The organism is Longilinea arvoryzae, from assembly GCF_001050235.1.
Lineage (GTDB): Bacteria > Chloroflexota > Anaerolineae > Anaerolineales > Anaerolineaceae > Longilinea > Longilinea arvoryzae.
In genome coordinates this window covers 1,357,065-1,372,589 of sequence record NZ_DF967972.1, presented here as the reverse complement: position 1 = coordinate 1,372,589, position 15,525 = coordinate 1,357,065, and the positions used below count along the sequence as shown (strand labels likewise).

13 protein-coding genes are annotated in these 15,525 nt (G+C 62.2%); all 13 read right to left on the bottom strand.

Going from position 1 to position 15,525, the window contains the following annotated elements:
- Genes LARV_RS06145 through LARV_RS06085 form a run of 13 tightly spaced genes read right to left on the bottom strand, consistent with a single transcriptional unit; the run spans position 1 to position 15,512 of the window.
- On the bottom strand, positions 1-1,212 hold the full coding sequence (locus LARV_RS06145; RefSeq protein WP_075072806.1) for a glycosyltransferase family 4 protein: 1,212 nt from the start codon (positions 1,210-1,212) through the stop codon (positions 1-3).
- Positions 1,212-2,189, bottom strand: a complete 978-nt coding sequence (locus tag LARV_RS06140) for a glycosyltransferase (RefSeq protein WP_075072805.1) — start codon at positions 2,187-2,189, stop codon at positions 1,212-1,214. Before LARV_RS06140 ends, LARV_RS06145 begins: the two co-directional genes overlap by 1 nt.
- Positions 2,186-3,037, bottom strand: a complete 852-nt coding sequence (locus tag LARV_RS06135; RefSeq protein ID WP_075072804.1) for a PIG-L deacetylase family protein — start codon at positions 3,035-3,037, stop codon at positions 2,186-2,188. Before LARV_RS06135 ends, LARV_RS06140 begins: the two co-directional genes overlap by 4 nt.
- 31 nt (positions 3,038-3,068) lie before the next feature.
- On the bottom strand, positions 3,069-4,334 hold the full coding sequence (locus LARV_RS06130) for an ArnT family glycosyltransferase (RefSeq protein ID WP_152031724.1): 1,266 nt from the start codon (positions 4,332-4,334) through the stop codon (positions 3,069-3,071).
- A 22-nt stretch (positions 4,335-4,356) separates the two neighbouring features.
- Complete coding sequence (locus LARV_RS06125; protein WP_075072802.1) at positions 4,357-5,628, bottom strand: ArnT family glycosyltransferase; 1,272 nt, start codon at positions 5,626-5,628, stop codon at positions 4,357-4,359.
- 49 nt (positions 5,629-5,677) lie between these two features.
- On the bottom strand, positions 5,678-6,820 hold the full coding sequence (locus LARV_RS06120) for an NAD-dependent epimerase/dehydratase family protein (RefSeq protein ID WP_075072801.1): 1,143 nt from the start codon (positions 6,818-6,820) through the stop codon (positions 5,678-5,680).
- Positions 6,821-6,856: 36 nt separating this feature from the next.
- Complete coding sequence (locus LARV_RS06115) at positions 6,857-7,996, bottom strand: glycosyltransferase family 2 protein (protein WP_075072800.1); 1,140 nt, start codon at positions 7,994-7,996, stop codon at positions 6,857-6,859.
- A gap of 17 nt (positions 7,997-8,013) precedes the next feature.
- Entirely contained in the window at positions 8,014-9,243 is a 1,230-nt protein-coding gene (locus LARV_RS06110) for a glycosyltransferase family 2 protein (RefSeq protein ID WP_075072799.1), read from the bottom strand.
- Entirely contained in the window at positions 9,230-10,513 is a 1,284-nt protein-coding gene (locus LARV_RS06105) for a glycosyltransferase family 4 protein (protein WP_075072798.1), read from the bottom strand. The genes LARV_RS06110 and LARV_RS06105 overlap by 14 nt, the downstream gene beginning before the upstream one ends.
- A complete protein-coding gene (locus tag LARV_RS06100) occupies positions 10,510-11,754 on the bottom strand; it encodes a polysaccharide pyruvyl transferase family protein (RefSeq protein ID WP_075072797.1) in 1,245 nt (414 codons plus the stop codon). The genes LARV_RS06105 and LARV_RS06100 overlap by 4 nt, the downstream gene beginning before the upstream one ends.
- Positions 11,755-11,770: 16 nt before the next feature.
- Entirely contained in the window at positions 11,771-13,042 is a 1,272-nt protein-coding gene (locus LARV_RS06095; RefSeq protein ID WP_075072796.1) for an ABC transporter ATP-binding protein, read from the bottom strand.
- Positions 13,039-13,902: an ABC transporter permease gene (locus tag LARV_RS06090; RefSeq protein WP_075072795.1), complete on the bottom strand. Its 864-nt coding sequence runs from the start codon at positions 13,900-13,902 to the stop codon at positions 13,039-13,041. Before LARV_RS06090 ends, LARV_RS06095 begins: the two co-directional genes overlap by 4 nt.
- 17 nt (positions 13,903-13,919) lie before the next feature.
- A complete protein-coding gene (locus LARV_RS06085; protein WP_075072794.1) occupies positions 13,920-15,512 on the bottom strand; it encodes a hypothetical protein in 1,593 nt (530 codons plus the stop codon).
- Positions 15,513-15,525: the final 13 nt, after the last annotated feature.

Here is a 15,525-nt window from a genome sequence, read left to right as displayed (position 1 = left end):
TCAGGACTCTCGAGCCGCGGCCGCGAGCAAATGGCTTTCCAGCCGGCCGGTCGAGCGCTCCCAGCTCCAATTTTCCAGAACGTCCTGGCGGCCATTTTTTCCCAGGCGTGACAGTTCAACCGGATCTTCCAGCAGATCTTCCAGCGCTGCGGCAAACCGGCGCGGATCGCGCGGCGTCAGGCGGCCGTTGAAGCCCTCGCGCACCGATTCGCATACCCCGCCCTCCGCCACGGCCAGCACAGGCGTTCCGCAGGCCATCGCCTCCAGCGGAACCAGGCCGAAGGGTTCCTGCAGCGGGGCATAGGCGCACAATTGCGCCTGGTTGTACTCCAGCAGCAGTTGTCCGCCGTTCAGGTTGGTCAAAATTTCGAGCCTCACGCCGCGCTGCGCGGCCAGATTCTCGATATAGGCGCGCTCTTCCGGGATCTGGTTGTTGCAGGCCAGCCGCAACGCCGGTCGTTTCTCCGGCGCGACCAGCGCCAGGCTCTCCACCAGAAAATCGAAGCCTTTGCGGGGCGACAATTCGCCCACCGAGAGGAGATGCCTGTCCCGGATTCCCTCATTCAGGGGATGAAACTGAGCCCCGTCCACACCCAGGTTGACCACCGGCGCCGGGACGTGAAAATCGGACTCGAACTGCCGGCGGGTGAATTCGGAATTCGCCAGCAAGCGCGGCGTGCGCTTGACGGCCGCGCCTTGCAGGGTCGCCAGACGGTTGCGGTACAGCGGAATGAAGGGGTCGATCCGGTCCAGGCGCTGACGGGCCGAATTCTGTTTGAGGTACGGGCGGTGAACATCGCGGCGGACGAGGTTGGCAAAATGCTCGTGCAGGTAATACACGCTGGGCGTCTGTAAATAGAGCTGCAGGAGGGGAATGAACGTAAACGAGCAGGAATTGGAAAAAACCACATCATAACCGCCGGCGTCGATCCGGGCTGCCAGCCTGCGATAGACGGCTTGCAGACGGCCCAGGTCGCGCCAGCGTTGGAGCTGGTTCAGGCGTCCCCACGGGCTGGCAAACAATGCCAGCGGTTCGAAGTCCGCAATTTGGTAATCCGAGGTGTACGGCCGTAAATCGCAGTAACCATGATTAGCTGTGCTCAGCGAAAACACATCCAGGGTATGGCGTTCGGCCAGCCGGCGCGTCCATTCGAACAGGGCCCGTTTGGCGCCGCCGGAGGGCAGGTTGTGAAAGACCGCGATGCGCGCCATCAAATCACCCGCACGCCTTCCTCCCAGAATTTACGCCGGTAAAATCGGGTTACGGCCAGCCCTTCCAGTTTACCGCGCAGGTTATTGCTTTCCACGACCATCCAGAGGATCGGCCACCACAAATAGTCTTTGTCCACCCCCCGTCGAAACGGATAGGTCAATGTCCGGTAGATCAGCGATCCGGCGTACGTCACCAGCGCGCCGATCTGGCGAACCATCACGCCGGCCTGCACCCTGGGCGGCCAGGGATAACCGGGCGTGTCTTTATAGATCGTACCCAGCAAGATCTCGGAATAACCGTAGATGTAGAAATGGCGCGCCAGGCGCTTCAGGGTCGGATTGTACATGTGATAGACGACCGCATCCTGCACGTAGCAGGCGCGTTTGCCGGTTTGCAGTTGGACGCGGTAGCTTAAATCGGTTTCGGCGCCGGTGTACATGTTTGGGTTGAACATCCCGGCTGCCATGAACTCCGCCCGCCGGATGGCGCAGTTCCCGGTCACCAAAGCGGCCGGAAAATCCGGCGATCCCTGGTAGGCATTCTTGAACGGCTTCATCGCATCCAAAAAGCGCTCGATGCGCGTTTGCGGCCGGTAAGCCTCGATCCGGCCGCCGGTTCCAATGATGCACTCATCTGAAAATGGCGCCACCAGCTTTCGCAGCCAATCCGGTTCGGGGACGCAGTCCGAATCGGTGAACACCAGGATTTCGCCCGTGGCTACCCTGACACCCGTGTTGGTGGCGGCGTGGGGTCCCTGGATTTCGCGTTCGAATTCCAGCCGCAGCGGATACTGGCGCAGGAACTCGGGCGAACCGTCCACCGAATTGTTGTCCACGGCGATCACTTCATAGCGCTCGCGCGGGTAATCCTGCTGAAAGATGGCATCCAGGCACGGACGCAGGGTGCGCATCCCGTTGTAGACCGGGATGACGATCGAAACACTGGGAAAATAGCCGTTTTGCGCGAGTTGCGTCATTCGATGCTCCAGTAGCGTTCGGCAAAGGCGTGATAGCCAAAGATCGAGCGCCAGAGCCGCTCGCGCCGCCCGCCGGCCCCGGCCAGCAACCAGCGCATGCGCTCGCCGAAATCAATGGCAACCGCGCGATCGGCCGTAAAATCGCGCACCCGCGCCTTCAAACCGTCCGCGTCCCCGAACATCATACTGACCTGGGAGGAATAAACCAGCATGGCGGTCAGCTTGGCCTGCAGGTCGATCCTTTCGGTGTGCGCCGTGCGAGTCGCCGGGCCGAACGTCGCCAGGGCGGCATCTAGTGTGGCGCGATCATAAGCATGCGGGAAATCCTCGTAATACCACACACTCCAACCCAGATTTTCCAGCAGACGGGCAAACCGGTTCACGAGCACATGATCGACATGCCGGCCCGCAGCCAGGGGGGCATACAGCCGGACATCATGAAGATTCAAATCCAGCGCTTCCCACCGCTGCATCCATTCCATCAGCAGGCCGTGCGCCTCCTGTTGATGCGGCGGGCTGAATAAAGCAGTCTGGTTTGGATAGACCGGGAGATCGTTCAGGAAGCGGTAGATGCTGTCAGGAGTCGGCCAGTAAATACCCGCGACATTCCAAACCGCCAGCGCGCGGCGATCCTCCTCCAAACGCAGCCCGACCGGGTCGGGTGGATCGCCCCACAGATGATGATATTCTTGCGCGAATGGCGAGAACCAGACCGCATCCGCCTGCCCGGCGCAAATGGTGATCACACGCACGGCCTGGCCGGATTGGCGCTGGTTGAAAATCCGCCCGCCGCAGGAATAGACAGCGTCGTCGAGGTGGGGGGAGAGGTAAATGTGTTCCAAATTCATCCTTGTTCAACGGTCTCCAGAAAGCCCATCCCTAGGCTGCGACGGCGCGCCGTCGGGTTCGAGATGTGATCCAATCCATCAGTGCCACGAGCGCCAATCCGGCCGCCGGCATCATCAGCGCATCCACGGGCAGGCGGTAACGGGCTGCCGGCCAGGTGAGGATGTGCACCGCGCTCAGGACGACTGCCGCCAGATAAACCGGCAGATAAACCCGCCAGCGCCGCGCCGACGGGACCCATCCAGCCAGCATCAGCGGCAAATACCATCCAAAAGAGCCCACCCGGATCAGGTTGCTGAACCCGCCGGATTGGGGCGAAGGCCAGAACCGGAACTGATCCAGGGCTTTGGATATCGTCAGGGCGGCGATGCGGCCCGGATCCGCCAGGACAGTGTTCAGGGCGCGCCGCGAAAGCTCGCGGTCGAGTTGGGCCTCGTTGAGCCCGGCCAGTCCATCCGGCACCGGCACTACCACCTTATCCGCATCCCAACGAGTTCCCAGGCCCGGGTTGACCGAGGCGTACCAGGCATAGCCCGAGTTCGAATTGAGCAGCAGAAACTGGTGATAAACGCGCTGGTTGCGCAGGGTCACCGGCGCGATAAAAACGGCCGGGAGCAACGCAGCCATCGCCAGTCCGCGCCATTGGATGCTGCGCCGCAACGTCCAGGCCAGCCAGGCCAGGAATACCGGGATGAGGAAGAGGGCAGTCTGGCGCGACAGGCTGGCGACGCCAAGCGCCGCGCCCAGCCCGGCCCAGCGCCGCAGGGTCTGTTTTTCCTGCAGTGCCAGCGCCCGATCCAATGCCACCAGCAGCGCCAGCGTGAAAAAGGTCTCGGTCATGAGGGCGGCGTTGTAATAGATCCAGTAACCGTACACCGCGAAAAGCCCGGTCCCGGCCAGGCCAACCCGTTGACCGGCCAGGCGTGTTCCGATCCGATGGATCAACCAACCCATCCCGGCCCCGCCGATTACGGCCTGGATCAGACGGGCTGCCAGGACGCCAGGCTCGAACAGGCGGTAGACCCCCACCAGATACAGCGGGTAAAGGAACGACCAGTGCGCCGTGGGCGTATTCGCCAGGGTGAATGGATACCAGTTTTCCGGGAAGCTGTAGCCGTACCCTTCCATCAGGCGCAGGGCCAGCGTGTGATAAGAGACTTCGTCATAGATGCCCGGCATCTGGGAAGGGCTGTTGCCGAGATATACCGCGACCCCGACGCGCAACACGACCGCGCCGCTCAGGATCAGAATCAGACCCCAGTTGGCCGCGATCCAGGATTTGTTTTTCAGAGAAGTCAACAATCGAAACCCGCCTGCCTGCTCAGGATGGAACAACAACCGGATTTTTGCGCCCGATGCGCAGCAGACTCTCCACGGCCCACAGGATGGCCTTCGCGGCGAATACGATCATCACCGGGATCAGCATCGTCGTCTGGCGCGTCGACCCGTAATACACCACCGTGGAAGCCAGGAAGACCAGCGTCAGCAGGTAGAGCGGCAGCAGGTCGCGCCACTGGCGCCAGGAGACGATTGCGCCCAACAGGCATACCCCCAGGAAGCCATAATACAGCCATTGCACGGCGCCCGGCAGATTGAGCTGCCGGCTTTCATTGCCGAAACTCAATTCGAAGGCACGGGCCAGTTTCCTGGGCATCAGGGCCAGGAAAGCCCCCGGATTCTCGCGAACCCATTGCATGCCCCGGGCCTGAAAACGGCGCTCGCTTTCCTGCGGGGTCAGGTCCGGCCAGCCGCGCAGGTCGGCCGGCGGGTCGGCGCCCTGCCAGGTCGCTGCGCTTGGCTCGATCCAGCCGCCGTCCGCCAGCGGATTGTTGCTTGCCCAAAAAGTCACCCCGCCATTGGTGGACATCCAGGTGAATTCGCCAAATGCGATGGCATTGCGCAGCGACCAGGGGGCAATCAATAACACAGCGCCCCCGATCACGATCACGGCCGCCCGGACCCGGCTGCGTGGCGTCCGGAAAGCAGCCAGCGCCCAAAGAATCAGCGCCAGTACCCAGATCAGGAGATTGGGTCGCACGTAAATCAATTCCGCCAGGGTCGCGGCCAGCAGGAGCAAGGGCCAGGCCCGGGACGATTGGCGGGCGACCAGGGTCAGGTAGAAACTTAAAGCAACCAGAAAAACCGTCAACGACTCGGGGTAGATCAGCCCGACCAGGTAGATCAGCAGCGGGTGAAAGGCGAGTCCGGCCGCGGCAATGAGGCCGGCTTTCCAGTTCCACAGGCGGCGGGCGAAGCCGTAGATGGGCAGGCAGGCCAGCGCGCTCACCAGGGCATTGGCCAGGCGCGCTGCATCCGGATTCGGGCCGGTCACGGCGTACACGACCGCCAGGAAGAAGGGGTAACCGGGCGGTCGAAAAATATACGCGTCCCCCGCAGGCGTCACATAGCCCTTGCCGGCCGCCAGATTGCCGGCCAAAATCTGGTACTCAATGCCGTCATCCGCGGGAGGCGCGCCCCAAGAACCGGAGATGAACAGGTAGGCAACCCGCAGGCCTAATCCCAGCAACACGATCAAAGCCAGAATGCCGGCCTGGACACTGCGTCGATCCATTGCAAATGGTTTCTGGATCATGAGTAGCTTTCCTTTTGTAAACCTGATCGCCGGCCCGGGTCTGGTATTCTCATGCTGACTGGGTCAGTACTTTTTGAACGACACCGGCTTGCTTCATCAAATTCTCGGCGTCCCGAAAATAACTTTCGAGGCTGTCCTGTTGGCGTATCCATCCCAGGTAATCGTCCAGGATATCTTCGATGCCGTGCCGGGGCCGCCATCCCAGGGACTGCAGGCGCGAGATATCCGAAACGCTGTTGCGGTTGTCGCCCACCCGGAATTCGCCGGGAACCAGCGGAGGAATGGATTTTCCCAGCTTGCGGATCAGCGTCCTGGCGTAATCCAGAACCGCCAGGGACTGCCCGCTGCCAACGTTGAAAACCTGAAAATCAGCCCGCGGATCTCGCAGCACGGCCATATTGGCATCCACCACGTCCTGGATGTGGGTGAAATCGCGAGTCTGGCGGCCGTCTTCATAAATGACGGGGGGCAGATCATTCAGCAGCCGCAGCGAGAAAATGCGGCAGATTCCCGAATACTGGTTGAAAAGGGACTGGCGCGGCCCCTGAACGATCGAATAGCGCAGCGCGACACTCGGAATGTCGTGCAATCTTCCCAACCGGACCGCGGCCAGTTCTTCCGCGAACTTGCTGATGGCATAGGCATTGTATGGATTGGCATATTCTTCCCGCAGGCGCAGCGCTTCCATCGGTTGGCCGCAGAGCTCGCACAGAATTTCCCATTGGCCGGTCTGCATCTGTCCCTGGCCGCGCGTGGGGGGCTGAACGATCTGCCCCTTCATCGCGCAGGTTGGATTCATACAGCAGTACTGGCCTTCGCCGTAGACCGCCTGGCTGGAGGCAACGATGACCTTTTCGACCTCCAGGTGGTTGGCCAGGATCGATTCGAAAATCAAGGCCGTACTGACGCTGTTGACGTGCAGGAACCGGCTGAAATCGGGCATGTAATCCTGATAAGCCGCCTCGTGGAAGACGACCTGCACGCCCTGCAGCGCCCTGGCCACGGTCTGCGGGTCGCGCACATCCCCCTGAACGAACTCGGCTTCATTGGAAACCCAGACCGGCTTTCCGTTGGGATGCACGCGTTCATCCAGCGCATCCAGAATGCGCACGGCATAACCGTCCTGCAAGAGACGGTCGACGATATGCGAACCCACGAAGCCTGCCCCACCGGTCACCAATGCTTTTGCCATGTGCATCCTTTTCCGAAATGAAATCGAGTACGGGGTTCAGTCCTTCAACCCGAGCAGGGACCGCAGCGCGATCGCGATCAACCCGCGGTTGGCCAGCCAGGATGGATCCTGCCACACCGCCGCTGCGGCATCGCGGAAAATCGTATCCGGATGGCCGTAGCGCGCGGCTTCGAAAGCCCGCACGGCGTGAAACGCGCCGAAGGCCTGGCGCCGGGTCCACCCGCTTGCCTCAGGCGGCAGCGCATCCAGCATGCTGTTTAAGAATCCCGGCGCATCCCCACATAAAGGGGAAAGCGCGAAAGAAATCAGCGAACTCAAGGCTCGCGGCGGGCGGCCCTGCAGGAGATCCGGATCGAATCGCAGCGCCTTGCTCAATGAGGTGCAGCCTTCTCCGGGGTCTTTGCCGGCATACGCCCGCGCCGCTCCGTTGAGGTAAGCGTTGGCGTACGCCTGGTCCCGCAGGGCCAGTACCTCGGCAGGCAGGTCCTCGTGCGAATACAGCTTATCGAACAGGGTCAGCATCCCGTTCTTCATCAGAACGGCCTGCCGCACCATGTTGCCGCCGTGAATGCGGTAATAGCACACCGGAACCGGCAGCCAATCCATCGGGCAGCCCAGGTAAGCCATACGCAGCCACAGGTCCCAATCCTCGACGAACGGCATGCGCTCGTCGAACAGGCCGGCTTTTTCCAACCAGGATTTGCGCACCAGCGGCGCGCCCGGGCAGATGGGGCAGCCCCGCACCCAATCCAACAGCGTCAATGTGGGTTGATTTTCCCAGGGACGCATCTCGCGCAGCGGGCGCAGCTCGCGATCCGTTTCGATAAAACCCGCCGCCAGCAGCCCCAGCCCGGGGCGGGCCTGCATCACCGCCAACTGCGCCGCCAGCTTCCCGGGCAGGAAAGCGTCATCCGAATCCAAAAAAGCAATCCATTCGCCGCGCGCATTGCGAATGCCCGTATTGCGCGCACCAGGCAGCCCCTTGTTCTCCTGATAGATATAGCGGATGCGCTGGTCGGCCACCTCGCCAATCACCTCACGGGTGTTATCCTTCGAGCCGTCATCTACCACGATCAGTTCCCAATCGGTGAAGGTCTGCGCCTGGACGCTGCGCACGGCATCCAGCACCATATCGGCTCGATTGTAAGAAGGGATGATAACGCTAACCTTTGGCACAGCTTTTTACCCCTGTCTCAGGCCGCTTTTTCTTCATCGGGATGACCCTTGAGAAACGCAGCCAGCGGCCGCCCAAGGCTCACATCCGCCAGGATGGAAAGCACACCCCGGTTGCGCAGCGCCCGCGGAGCGCGCAGCAGTCCGCTGACCAACAAACGGCGCGCCCTGGCATCGTTGCGCTGCTGGTGCTGTTCGAACGCCCCGCTGATGTACAACCACCCGGCGGCCTGACGGCGGGAAATGCGCAGGCCGGAAAGCTCGGGCGGCAAATGATCGAAAACGTTGTCCATGAAACCGATGGCTTCGGCGTATGATCCACTCGCGCGCTCGATGATCTTGGCGCGGTCGACGGCCAGCCACAGGATTTCCTGTTCTGCGCCCAGATTTGGATCCAATTGAACCGCTCTGGCCAGGGAATCCATCGCGCTGGCGAAATTACCCAGTTGATAACCCCCCAATGCGGCCAGCAGGTAAGCGCCGCGCATGGCATTCTTGCGCAGCCTTTCACCCCGCACCGGATCGCCGTCCCACCCGGCCATGTTCTTATCGATCACGCGCAGGTGCTGCTCGATGGCCTGGGACGTGGATTGGTGGGTGAGCAGCCGCTTCCACCCATAGACCCGGTATGAGGTCAGCGGCTCGGGTAGATACGCAAAGGGTCCCAGGCGGGAAAGCCTCAGCCAGACGTCCCAATCCTCGCCGTGGTTCAACGTCACATCGAACGGCCCGACCTGGTTCAGCATCCACCGCCTGACCATCGAAGTCGAGCCCCCGCCCGAGATGACATTCCCGCCCAGCAGGGCTTCGAAATAATCCGCGATGACCAGCTCGTCGCCCTTGGGCCCGTCGATCCAATCGCCGCAGAAGGCGGTTGGCTGGCCGTTCTCATCGATATAGCGCGCCTGGCAATAGACCAGTGCCACCTCAGGATGAGCGTCCAGCACGGCCACCTGGCGTTTCAACTTTTCCGGCGCCCAAAGGTCGTCCGAATCGAGAAAGGCGACGTATTCGCCGCTGGCCTGGTCAATTGCGTTGTTGCGCGCCGCGGACCGTTCCTTGTTCTCCTGATGAATATAGGTGATCTCATAGCGGTAGGGCTGCAGGACCGCGGGAGTATCATCCGTGGAACCATCGTCCACCACAAGGATTTCATAATCGCGGTAGGTCTGGGCGAGCACGCTCTGCAGAGTGGCCGGCAGAAAACGAGCGCTGTTGTAGGTTGGGATGATGATGCTAACCTTGGGCACGTTGCCTCTCCGATTTTTGCGCGCGGGCGTGATATTCGCGGACCACCTGCTCGAACCAGGCATTCATGCGTCCGGCCAGGATGTTCCAGTCGTATGCGAGTTCAACCAGAGCCCGCCCGTTGGCGCCCAGGCGCTCGCGGGTCTGCGGATCGGCCATCAGGCGCAGCGCGGCAGCGGCAAAATCCTCCGGCTGGTCGGCCAGCCAGATGTTCTCGCCATGGGTGACGTTCAGGCCCTCCGCGCCGATGGTCGTCGAGACGATGGCCTTACCCATCGCCAGCCCATCCAGAATCTTGAGGCGCGATCCGCCGCCCAACCGCAGCGGGACCACCATCATCCCGGCGCGCTGCACGAATGGAGAAATATCGGCGGCAAAACCGGCCCGTTCCACGCCCTCCAGGCCGGCCAGTTCAGCCGGCGGGTTGGCGCCGACCAGCACCAGGCGGGCGTCCTTTTCCTGGCTGCGCACCCGGGGAAAAATCTCACGGCAAAAATAGAGGACGGCATCCGCGTTAGGAGGATAGTTGTAGTTCCCCACGTAGACCATCGTATGCTCGTCGACCGGCAGGTCTCCGGGGTGGAAACGGGCAACATCCACGCCGTTCGGAATGATCTCCACCGCCAGGGCCGGGCAGCGCTGGCGTAGCACGCGCTGGTCTTCCGCCGAGACCGCGACGGCGCCGTCATAAGCTGCGTAATTCTTCTTTTCGTAGCGGATGATTTTCTGCAGGTCGAGCCCGGCGAACAAACGGTCCTCCCGGCTGACCGTACCCGCGCCGCGGATGCGGTTGAAAATGCTGGAAAGGACATTATGGGTGGAGAGCACGCGCGGGACGCGCAACGTCGGCGGGATCAGTTCAGCATTGCCTTCGAATTCGCTGACCACCAGATCGAAATCGCCTTCTGCGAAGGTCTGCGCCACGGTTTCGAGGCGCTCCGGCGTGGCCGGCAGCCAGTAAATGCCCGGCGCCTGAACGTAACCGAAACAGTACACGAACAGGCGCTCCCAATGCAGGTGAGCCACTCCCTTTTTCAGCAGGCCGGCCCAGCCGCGCTCGGGCAGTGGGCGCTGCTCGCCCAGCGGCAGACGCACCACCTGCCGGCAGAACTGTTCCGCGCCGGGGACGTTGGCTTCCTCGCCCTCCCAGACCGGGCAGATCCAGGTGATGGCGTGCTGGCGCGCCAGCCGGCTGTACAGGTTATACAGCCGGGCGGCTCCGCCATTGTCCGGCGGGTAGGGCAGCATGGGGGAAACGACCAGAATGTTCACTGAAAATTCGCCCTGGATAACTCGATCACGCGCGGCAATTCGCGCTGGATAAGGGCCCGCAATTCACTCCGGCGCTGGACCAGCGGCAGAAAGAAACCGGCGAACTCACCCGGCTGCAGGGCCCGCTCGGGGGAGATGGTCATCTCCGGCAGCCCGAAATGCTCGTACAGGCCTTCGAACTTGTCCTGGTAGGTCATGCAGGCTACCGGCGTGCCCATGCCCAGGCAGGCAATCGCCACGTGCATGCGCGCGCTGAGCACAATTTCCAGTTCGCCGCACACGGATTTGATCTCATCCGCCTGGATCGCATCCGGCAGGCAGGCGAAGCGCGGACGGTCCGCTTCGGGCAGGGACGCCAGCAACGCCCCGGCCAGGGCAAAGTCGCTGACCTCGCCGCGCGCGTCGTGCGGCAGAAGCAGGAAACTCAGGTTGCCGTGCCTGGCCTGCATTTCCGCCAACGCCGCCCGATAGGTCCGCACCAGTTCGTCCACCGAGAAGTTCGCGACCTGGTTCAGGAACAGATAATTCAGGTTGACTCCGACCAGCACCCGCCCATCCGCGCGCTGTTTCTGCATCCAGGTGCGCAGTTCGGCCAGCGTCGGGCTGTCTTTGGCCGGGCGCAGCAAAAAGGCGGCATCGGCGGTCAACTCGAGCCTGCGGTGGATGTGCCGGGCCACGCGTTTGAGGGAAATGGGATCACGTACGCACAGGCTCACATTGGCGGGCAGGTCCTGAACCGCCTGAACAGCTTTCGGGGTGGGCTTCTTGTTGTAGCTGAAGCCGACAATCGTGCCCGGCGTGCCGGTCTTTGCCGCCAGGCGCAGCAGATCGAGCTGTTTCAGCAGGTAGGCTTCGTGGTAGAAACCGTCCATCTGATCGGTGCCGTAAAAATAGAAATGGCGCTGGCGGCTGGCCAGGTACGCGAAGCGGAAGCGCATGCGCCAGGCGGAATAGGCGAAGTAATCCTGCATGGGCAGGAGCTCCACCTGCGGCGCGGCCAAATAGCGCCAATCGTCATCCTCCTGATACGAAACAACGACGATACGCCGCACGCCCTGCGCGAGAAACTCGCCGACCGAGGCGCGCATGATGGCCTGATCGCCCAGGCTGCCCGGCGATGTCGGCGGCAGCAGCATGACCGAATCGGGCCGCGCCCAGTTGCGGTCTGCCCGGCGCAGCACGCGCAGAATCAGCGTATAGAATTCCAGAAGCCAACCGGCCAGGCGTTGTTTTAGGGTCATTTGAAGCTGTCCTCTCTCATTCGGACGCCGGCCGCACCCAGCGGTGCAGGAAGTACACGCTGCCCGGCCGGCGGCTGCGCGCCTGGTCGACGGCCCGCCCCTGGATGGCGCCCTCTTCAACATTGAAGAACGCCGCGCCTTCCACATGGTCCTGCTGGTCGCCGTTGGCTTTGAGACCCACATTCAGGCGGTAGCGGCCTGGAAGCAGCAGCAAATCGTCCACCTCGCAGACCAGACGCGCGCCCATTCCTTCATCCAGCCGGTCCAGGCCGCTTTGTTCGCTGCTGTTGAAGTAGACCACCGGGCGGCCCTGGGAGTCGTAGATGGTGAAATCGAGGTATTCGAAGCGCACGCTCTTCACCGGGCGGTTCAGGTAGAACTCGAAGCGCGCCGGCTGGCCGGTGATCAGGGTCGAGGAAGGCGGGTCGGTCTGCGTCCAGATTTCCACGCTGTTCAGGCGGATTTCACCCTGGCCGGTGCGGTCCACGCGCAGGGCCAGGTCCTCCTGGGTGCGCTCTTCCAACTGACGCAGGTAGATCTCCACCGCGTCCCGGATCGAACCGTTCACCAGCACCTTGCCGTTCTGCATGTAGATGCCATGCGTGCACAGGGATTGGACGGCCGCCATGTTGTGGCTGACGAACAGGACCGTGCGGCCCTGATTGGCCACCTCGCTCATCTTGCCCAGGCACTTCTTCTGGAATTCGGCGTCACCGACCGCCAGGACTTCGTCGATCAGCAGCACTTCCGGCTCCAGGTGAGCCGCCACGGCGAATCCCAGGCGCACCCGCATGCCGGAGGAGTAATATTTGATCGGCGTGTCGATGAAACGTTCCACGCCCGAGAAAGTCACGATCTCGTCGAATTTCTGGGCAATCTCGGCCCGCCGCATGCCCAGAATGGCCCCGCTGAGGAAGATGTTTTCACGGCCGGTCAGCTCGGGATGGAAGCCGGTGCCCACCTCGAGCAGCGCGCCCACCCGGCCGTGGATGATGGCCCGGCCGGAGGTGGGTTCGGTGATGCGCGAGAGCAGTTTCAACAGCGTGCTCTTGCCGGCGCCGTTGCGCCCGATGATGCCCAGCACATTGCCGCGCTGCACATCGAAGGAAACGCCGTTCAACGCCCACAGCGTTTCGGCTTCGCTCGGCGGGCGCAGCGTGGTGACCAAATAACGGAACGGATCGGCCGCCCGCTGGACCAACGAACGCGACTTGGGTTGTCCGTTCTGCAGCTTGCCGATGCGATAACGTTTGGTGAGGTTTTCGACCTGAATGGCAATTTCGCTCATAGCACATCCACGATCGTGCGTTCGGTGCGCCGGAAGACAAAGGCGCCCAAGACCAGTAAGATCAGCATGATGCCCAGCGAGATCCAGAAGGTCGTCCCGGGTGGGCTGCCGGCGCCCAGCAGCGACCAGCGGAAACCCTCGATGATGCCAGCCATGGGGTTCATCTGGTACAGGAAGACGAGCTTTTCAGGCACCGATGAAATCGGATAGATGACCGGAGATAAATACATGACGGCCTGCAGGATGAAATTAACCGCGAAAGAGACATCCCGGTAGCGCACCGACAACGTGGCCAGCCATAATCCCACCGTCAACGCCAGCAGGATGGATGCCAGAATGAACGCCGGCAGCCAGAGCATCTCGATGCGCAACGGCAGTTTGAAATACACCATGAAGCCCAGAAAAACGATAAAGGAAGCCGCCAGATCCACCAATCCGGAGAGCACCCCGGCGATGGCAATGATCACGCGCGGGAAATAGACCTTGGAGATGATCTCCATGTTCTGGACCAGGCTGCCCGCCGAGCGCAGCACCGCGTTGGAGAAATAAGTCCACGGCAGCAGCGCCGACATCGAAAACAGGGCATAGGGCAGATCGTTGCTGGGCACTTTCACGAAAACGCCAAAGACAACCGTCAGGACGACCACGTTGAGGATCGGGCGCAGGAAAAGCCAGGAGGCGCCCAGCGCGGTCTGGCGGTACATGCCGCGAATCTCACGCCAGACCAGCAGATAAAGCAGTTCGCGGTATTCCCAGATATCGTGCAGCCCCAGAGATGCCCAACCGTGTGTCGCCTGAATCACGGTCGTCATCTGCGAACCGGCCGCAGGGAAGTCATGTTTCAAGTCGTATGCTGTCATTCGACCCTTTCAGAATCTTACCGGTTGTTCCATTCGATGATGTAAACCGCGCTATCCCCAAACACCTGATGATCCGCGACCCTTCCACAGGATTCGATCCACCCCCTGAACCAGCTCTCGTCTTCGGCGCTGGCCGGGTCGCCCGGGTAGTTGCCTTCCGGGAACAGCACGAAGAGGCTGCGCCCGCCGGCCGGGGGCGCTTGCAACTGTCGGCAGGAAATTTCGGTCAGCCCCATTACGCGCCGCACCGGCCTGCGAAAATAGTACCAGAGGGTCGGCTCGCGCGTGCTGAAAAGCAGGTCGGATTCTTTCAAATTCTGGCGCAGGTAAGCCATCACCGGCTGATCGCCGACCTCGGCAGCCTCGATGCCGCGCCCGGCGGCCGCCACCGGAATCTGGCGCAGGCTGGTCTGGGCATAGGCAAAGACCACACCCGCCAGCCCCAGCAATAGGGCGACGCGCACCGGCCAATACGGCAGCCGGCGGAACAGGGCGTCCAGGACCAGCAGGCCCAGGATCAGGATGAACGGATAACCGGGCACGAAGTAGCGCGGAAAGTCCCAGCGCGCCCAGGTATTGCCAAAAACGAAGAAGAATCCGTAATAGACGGCCAGATAGAGGACCATCACCAGCACCGGCCAGGTCGCCAGATCGCGGCCGGCCTGCCCGAGTTGTTTGCGCGCGCGCCAGGCCAGATATACCAACGCCAGGGCCAAAATAACCAGGACGATCCCGATCGCGATACCCGGCAGGGCTTCGACGAAACCGCGCAGGCCCAACCCCAGGCTGAGATCCGGCTTGAACTGGCCGAGCAGCAACTGCGCCAGCAGCCCGCGCGTTGTGCGTTCAATGTTCCAGCCCGCCGAGTTCGTCGCGCAGTAGATGCGCCCGGTCTGCTGGTAGTTGGCCAGCAGCACGGCCGCCGCCGGGATCTGCGACAAGGCCGTCAGACCGACCTCGCCGGCAGCCCGTCTCCAGCGCCGGTTCAACAGCGAACGCAACACCAACACGCCCCCGGCCACGGCCACCAGCATGGCGCCGACGATGCGCAGCAGGGATAACGCCGCCATCGAGGCCACAAGAAGGATGATCACGCCGATCTCGGGGCGCGCGCTGCGGACGTAGCGCGAGATGACCCAGATGAGCGCCAGCGAAACCGGGATGTACAGCGTCTCGGTTAACGCGTAGGTCATCGTGTCCAGCAGGGGCTGGAAAATCAACAAAATTGCGCCGGCCGCGATGGCCAGGAACAGGCTGTGAGTCAATTCCCGGACCAGTACGGCCACCATCAGGCCCATCAGGATCAGACCGGCCAGGGTCAACCCGTAGAGCGCCGCGCTTTCTGAAATCCCCAGGCGCAGCAGGCCGGAGAGGAAGACGGCGTAACCGGGCATATAGGCGCACAAACGCCGGGACGATTCCTGGGCGGTCGTCAGCGTCATGTCGATCCGCAGTTGGCCAGAGGAAGCCAGGTTTTCAGCCGCGTTCAGGTAAGCGGCCGAATCATGCGTCAGCGCGGGCGTAACCGGCATCATGGCTCGTCCCAGGATCAACGCCAATATCGATAGCAGGATCAGCCCAATTGCCAGCAACCAGGGGTTGGTCTTCAAAATGTCCGCCTTA

What these genes read in the sequence shown, in the direction of transcription:
- LARV_RS06145 (WP_075072806.1), bottom strand. Translation starts at nt 1,212, where the DNA reads ATGGCGCGCATCGCGGTCTTTCACAACCTGCCCTCCGGCGGCGCCAAA.
- LARV_RS06140 (WP_075072805.1), bottom strand. Translation starts at nt 2,189, where the DNA reads ATGACGCAACTCGCGCAAAACGGCTATTTTCCCAGTGTTTCGATCGTC.
- LARV_RS06135 (WP_075072804.1), bottom strand. Translation starts at nt 3,037, where the DNA reads ATGAATTTGGAACACATTTACCTCTCCCCCCACCTCGACGACGCTGTC.
- LARV_RS06125 (WP_075072802.1), bottom strand. Translation starts at nt 5,628, where the DNA reads ATGATCCAGAAACCATTTGCAATGGATCGACGCAGTGTCCAGGCCGGC.
- LARV_RS06120 (WP_075072801.1), bottom strand. Translation starts at nt 6,820, where the DNA reads ATGGCAAAAGCATTGGTGACCGGTGGGGCAGGCTTCGTGGGTTCGCAT.
- LARV_RS06100 (WP_075072797.1), bottom strand. Translation starts at nt 11,754, where the DNA reads ATGACCCTAAAACAACGCCTGGCCGGTTGGCTTCTGGAATTCTATACG.
- LARV_RS06095 (WP_075072796.1), bottom strand. Translation starts at nt 13,042, where the DNA reads ATGAGCGAAATTGCCATTCAGGTCGAAAACCTCACCAAACGTTATCGC.
- LARV_RS06090 (WP_075072795.1), bottom strand. Translation starts at nt 13,902, where the DNA reads ATGACAGCATACGACTTGAAACATGACTTCCCTGCGGCCGGTTCGCAG.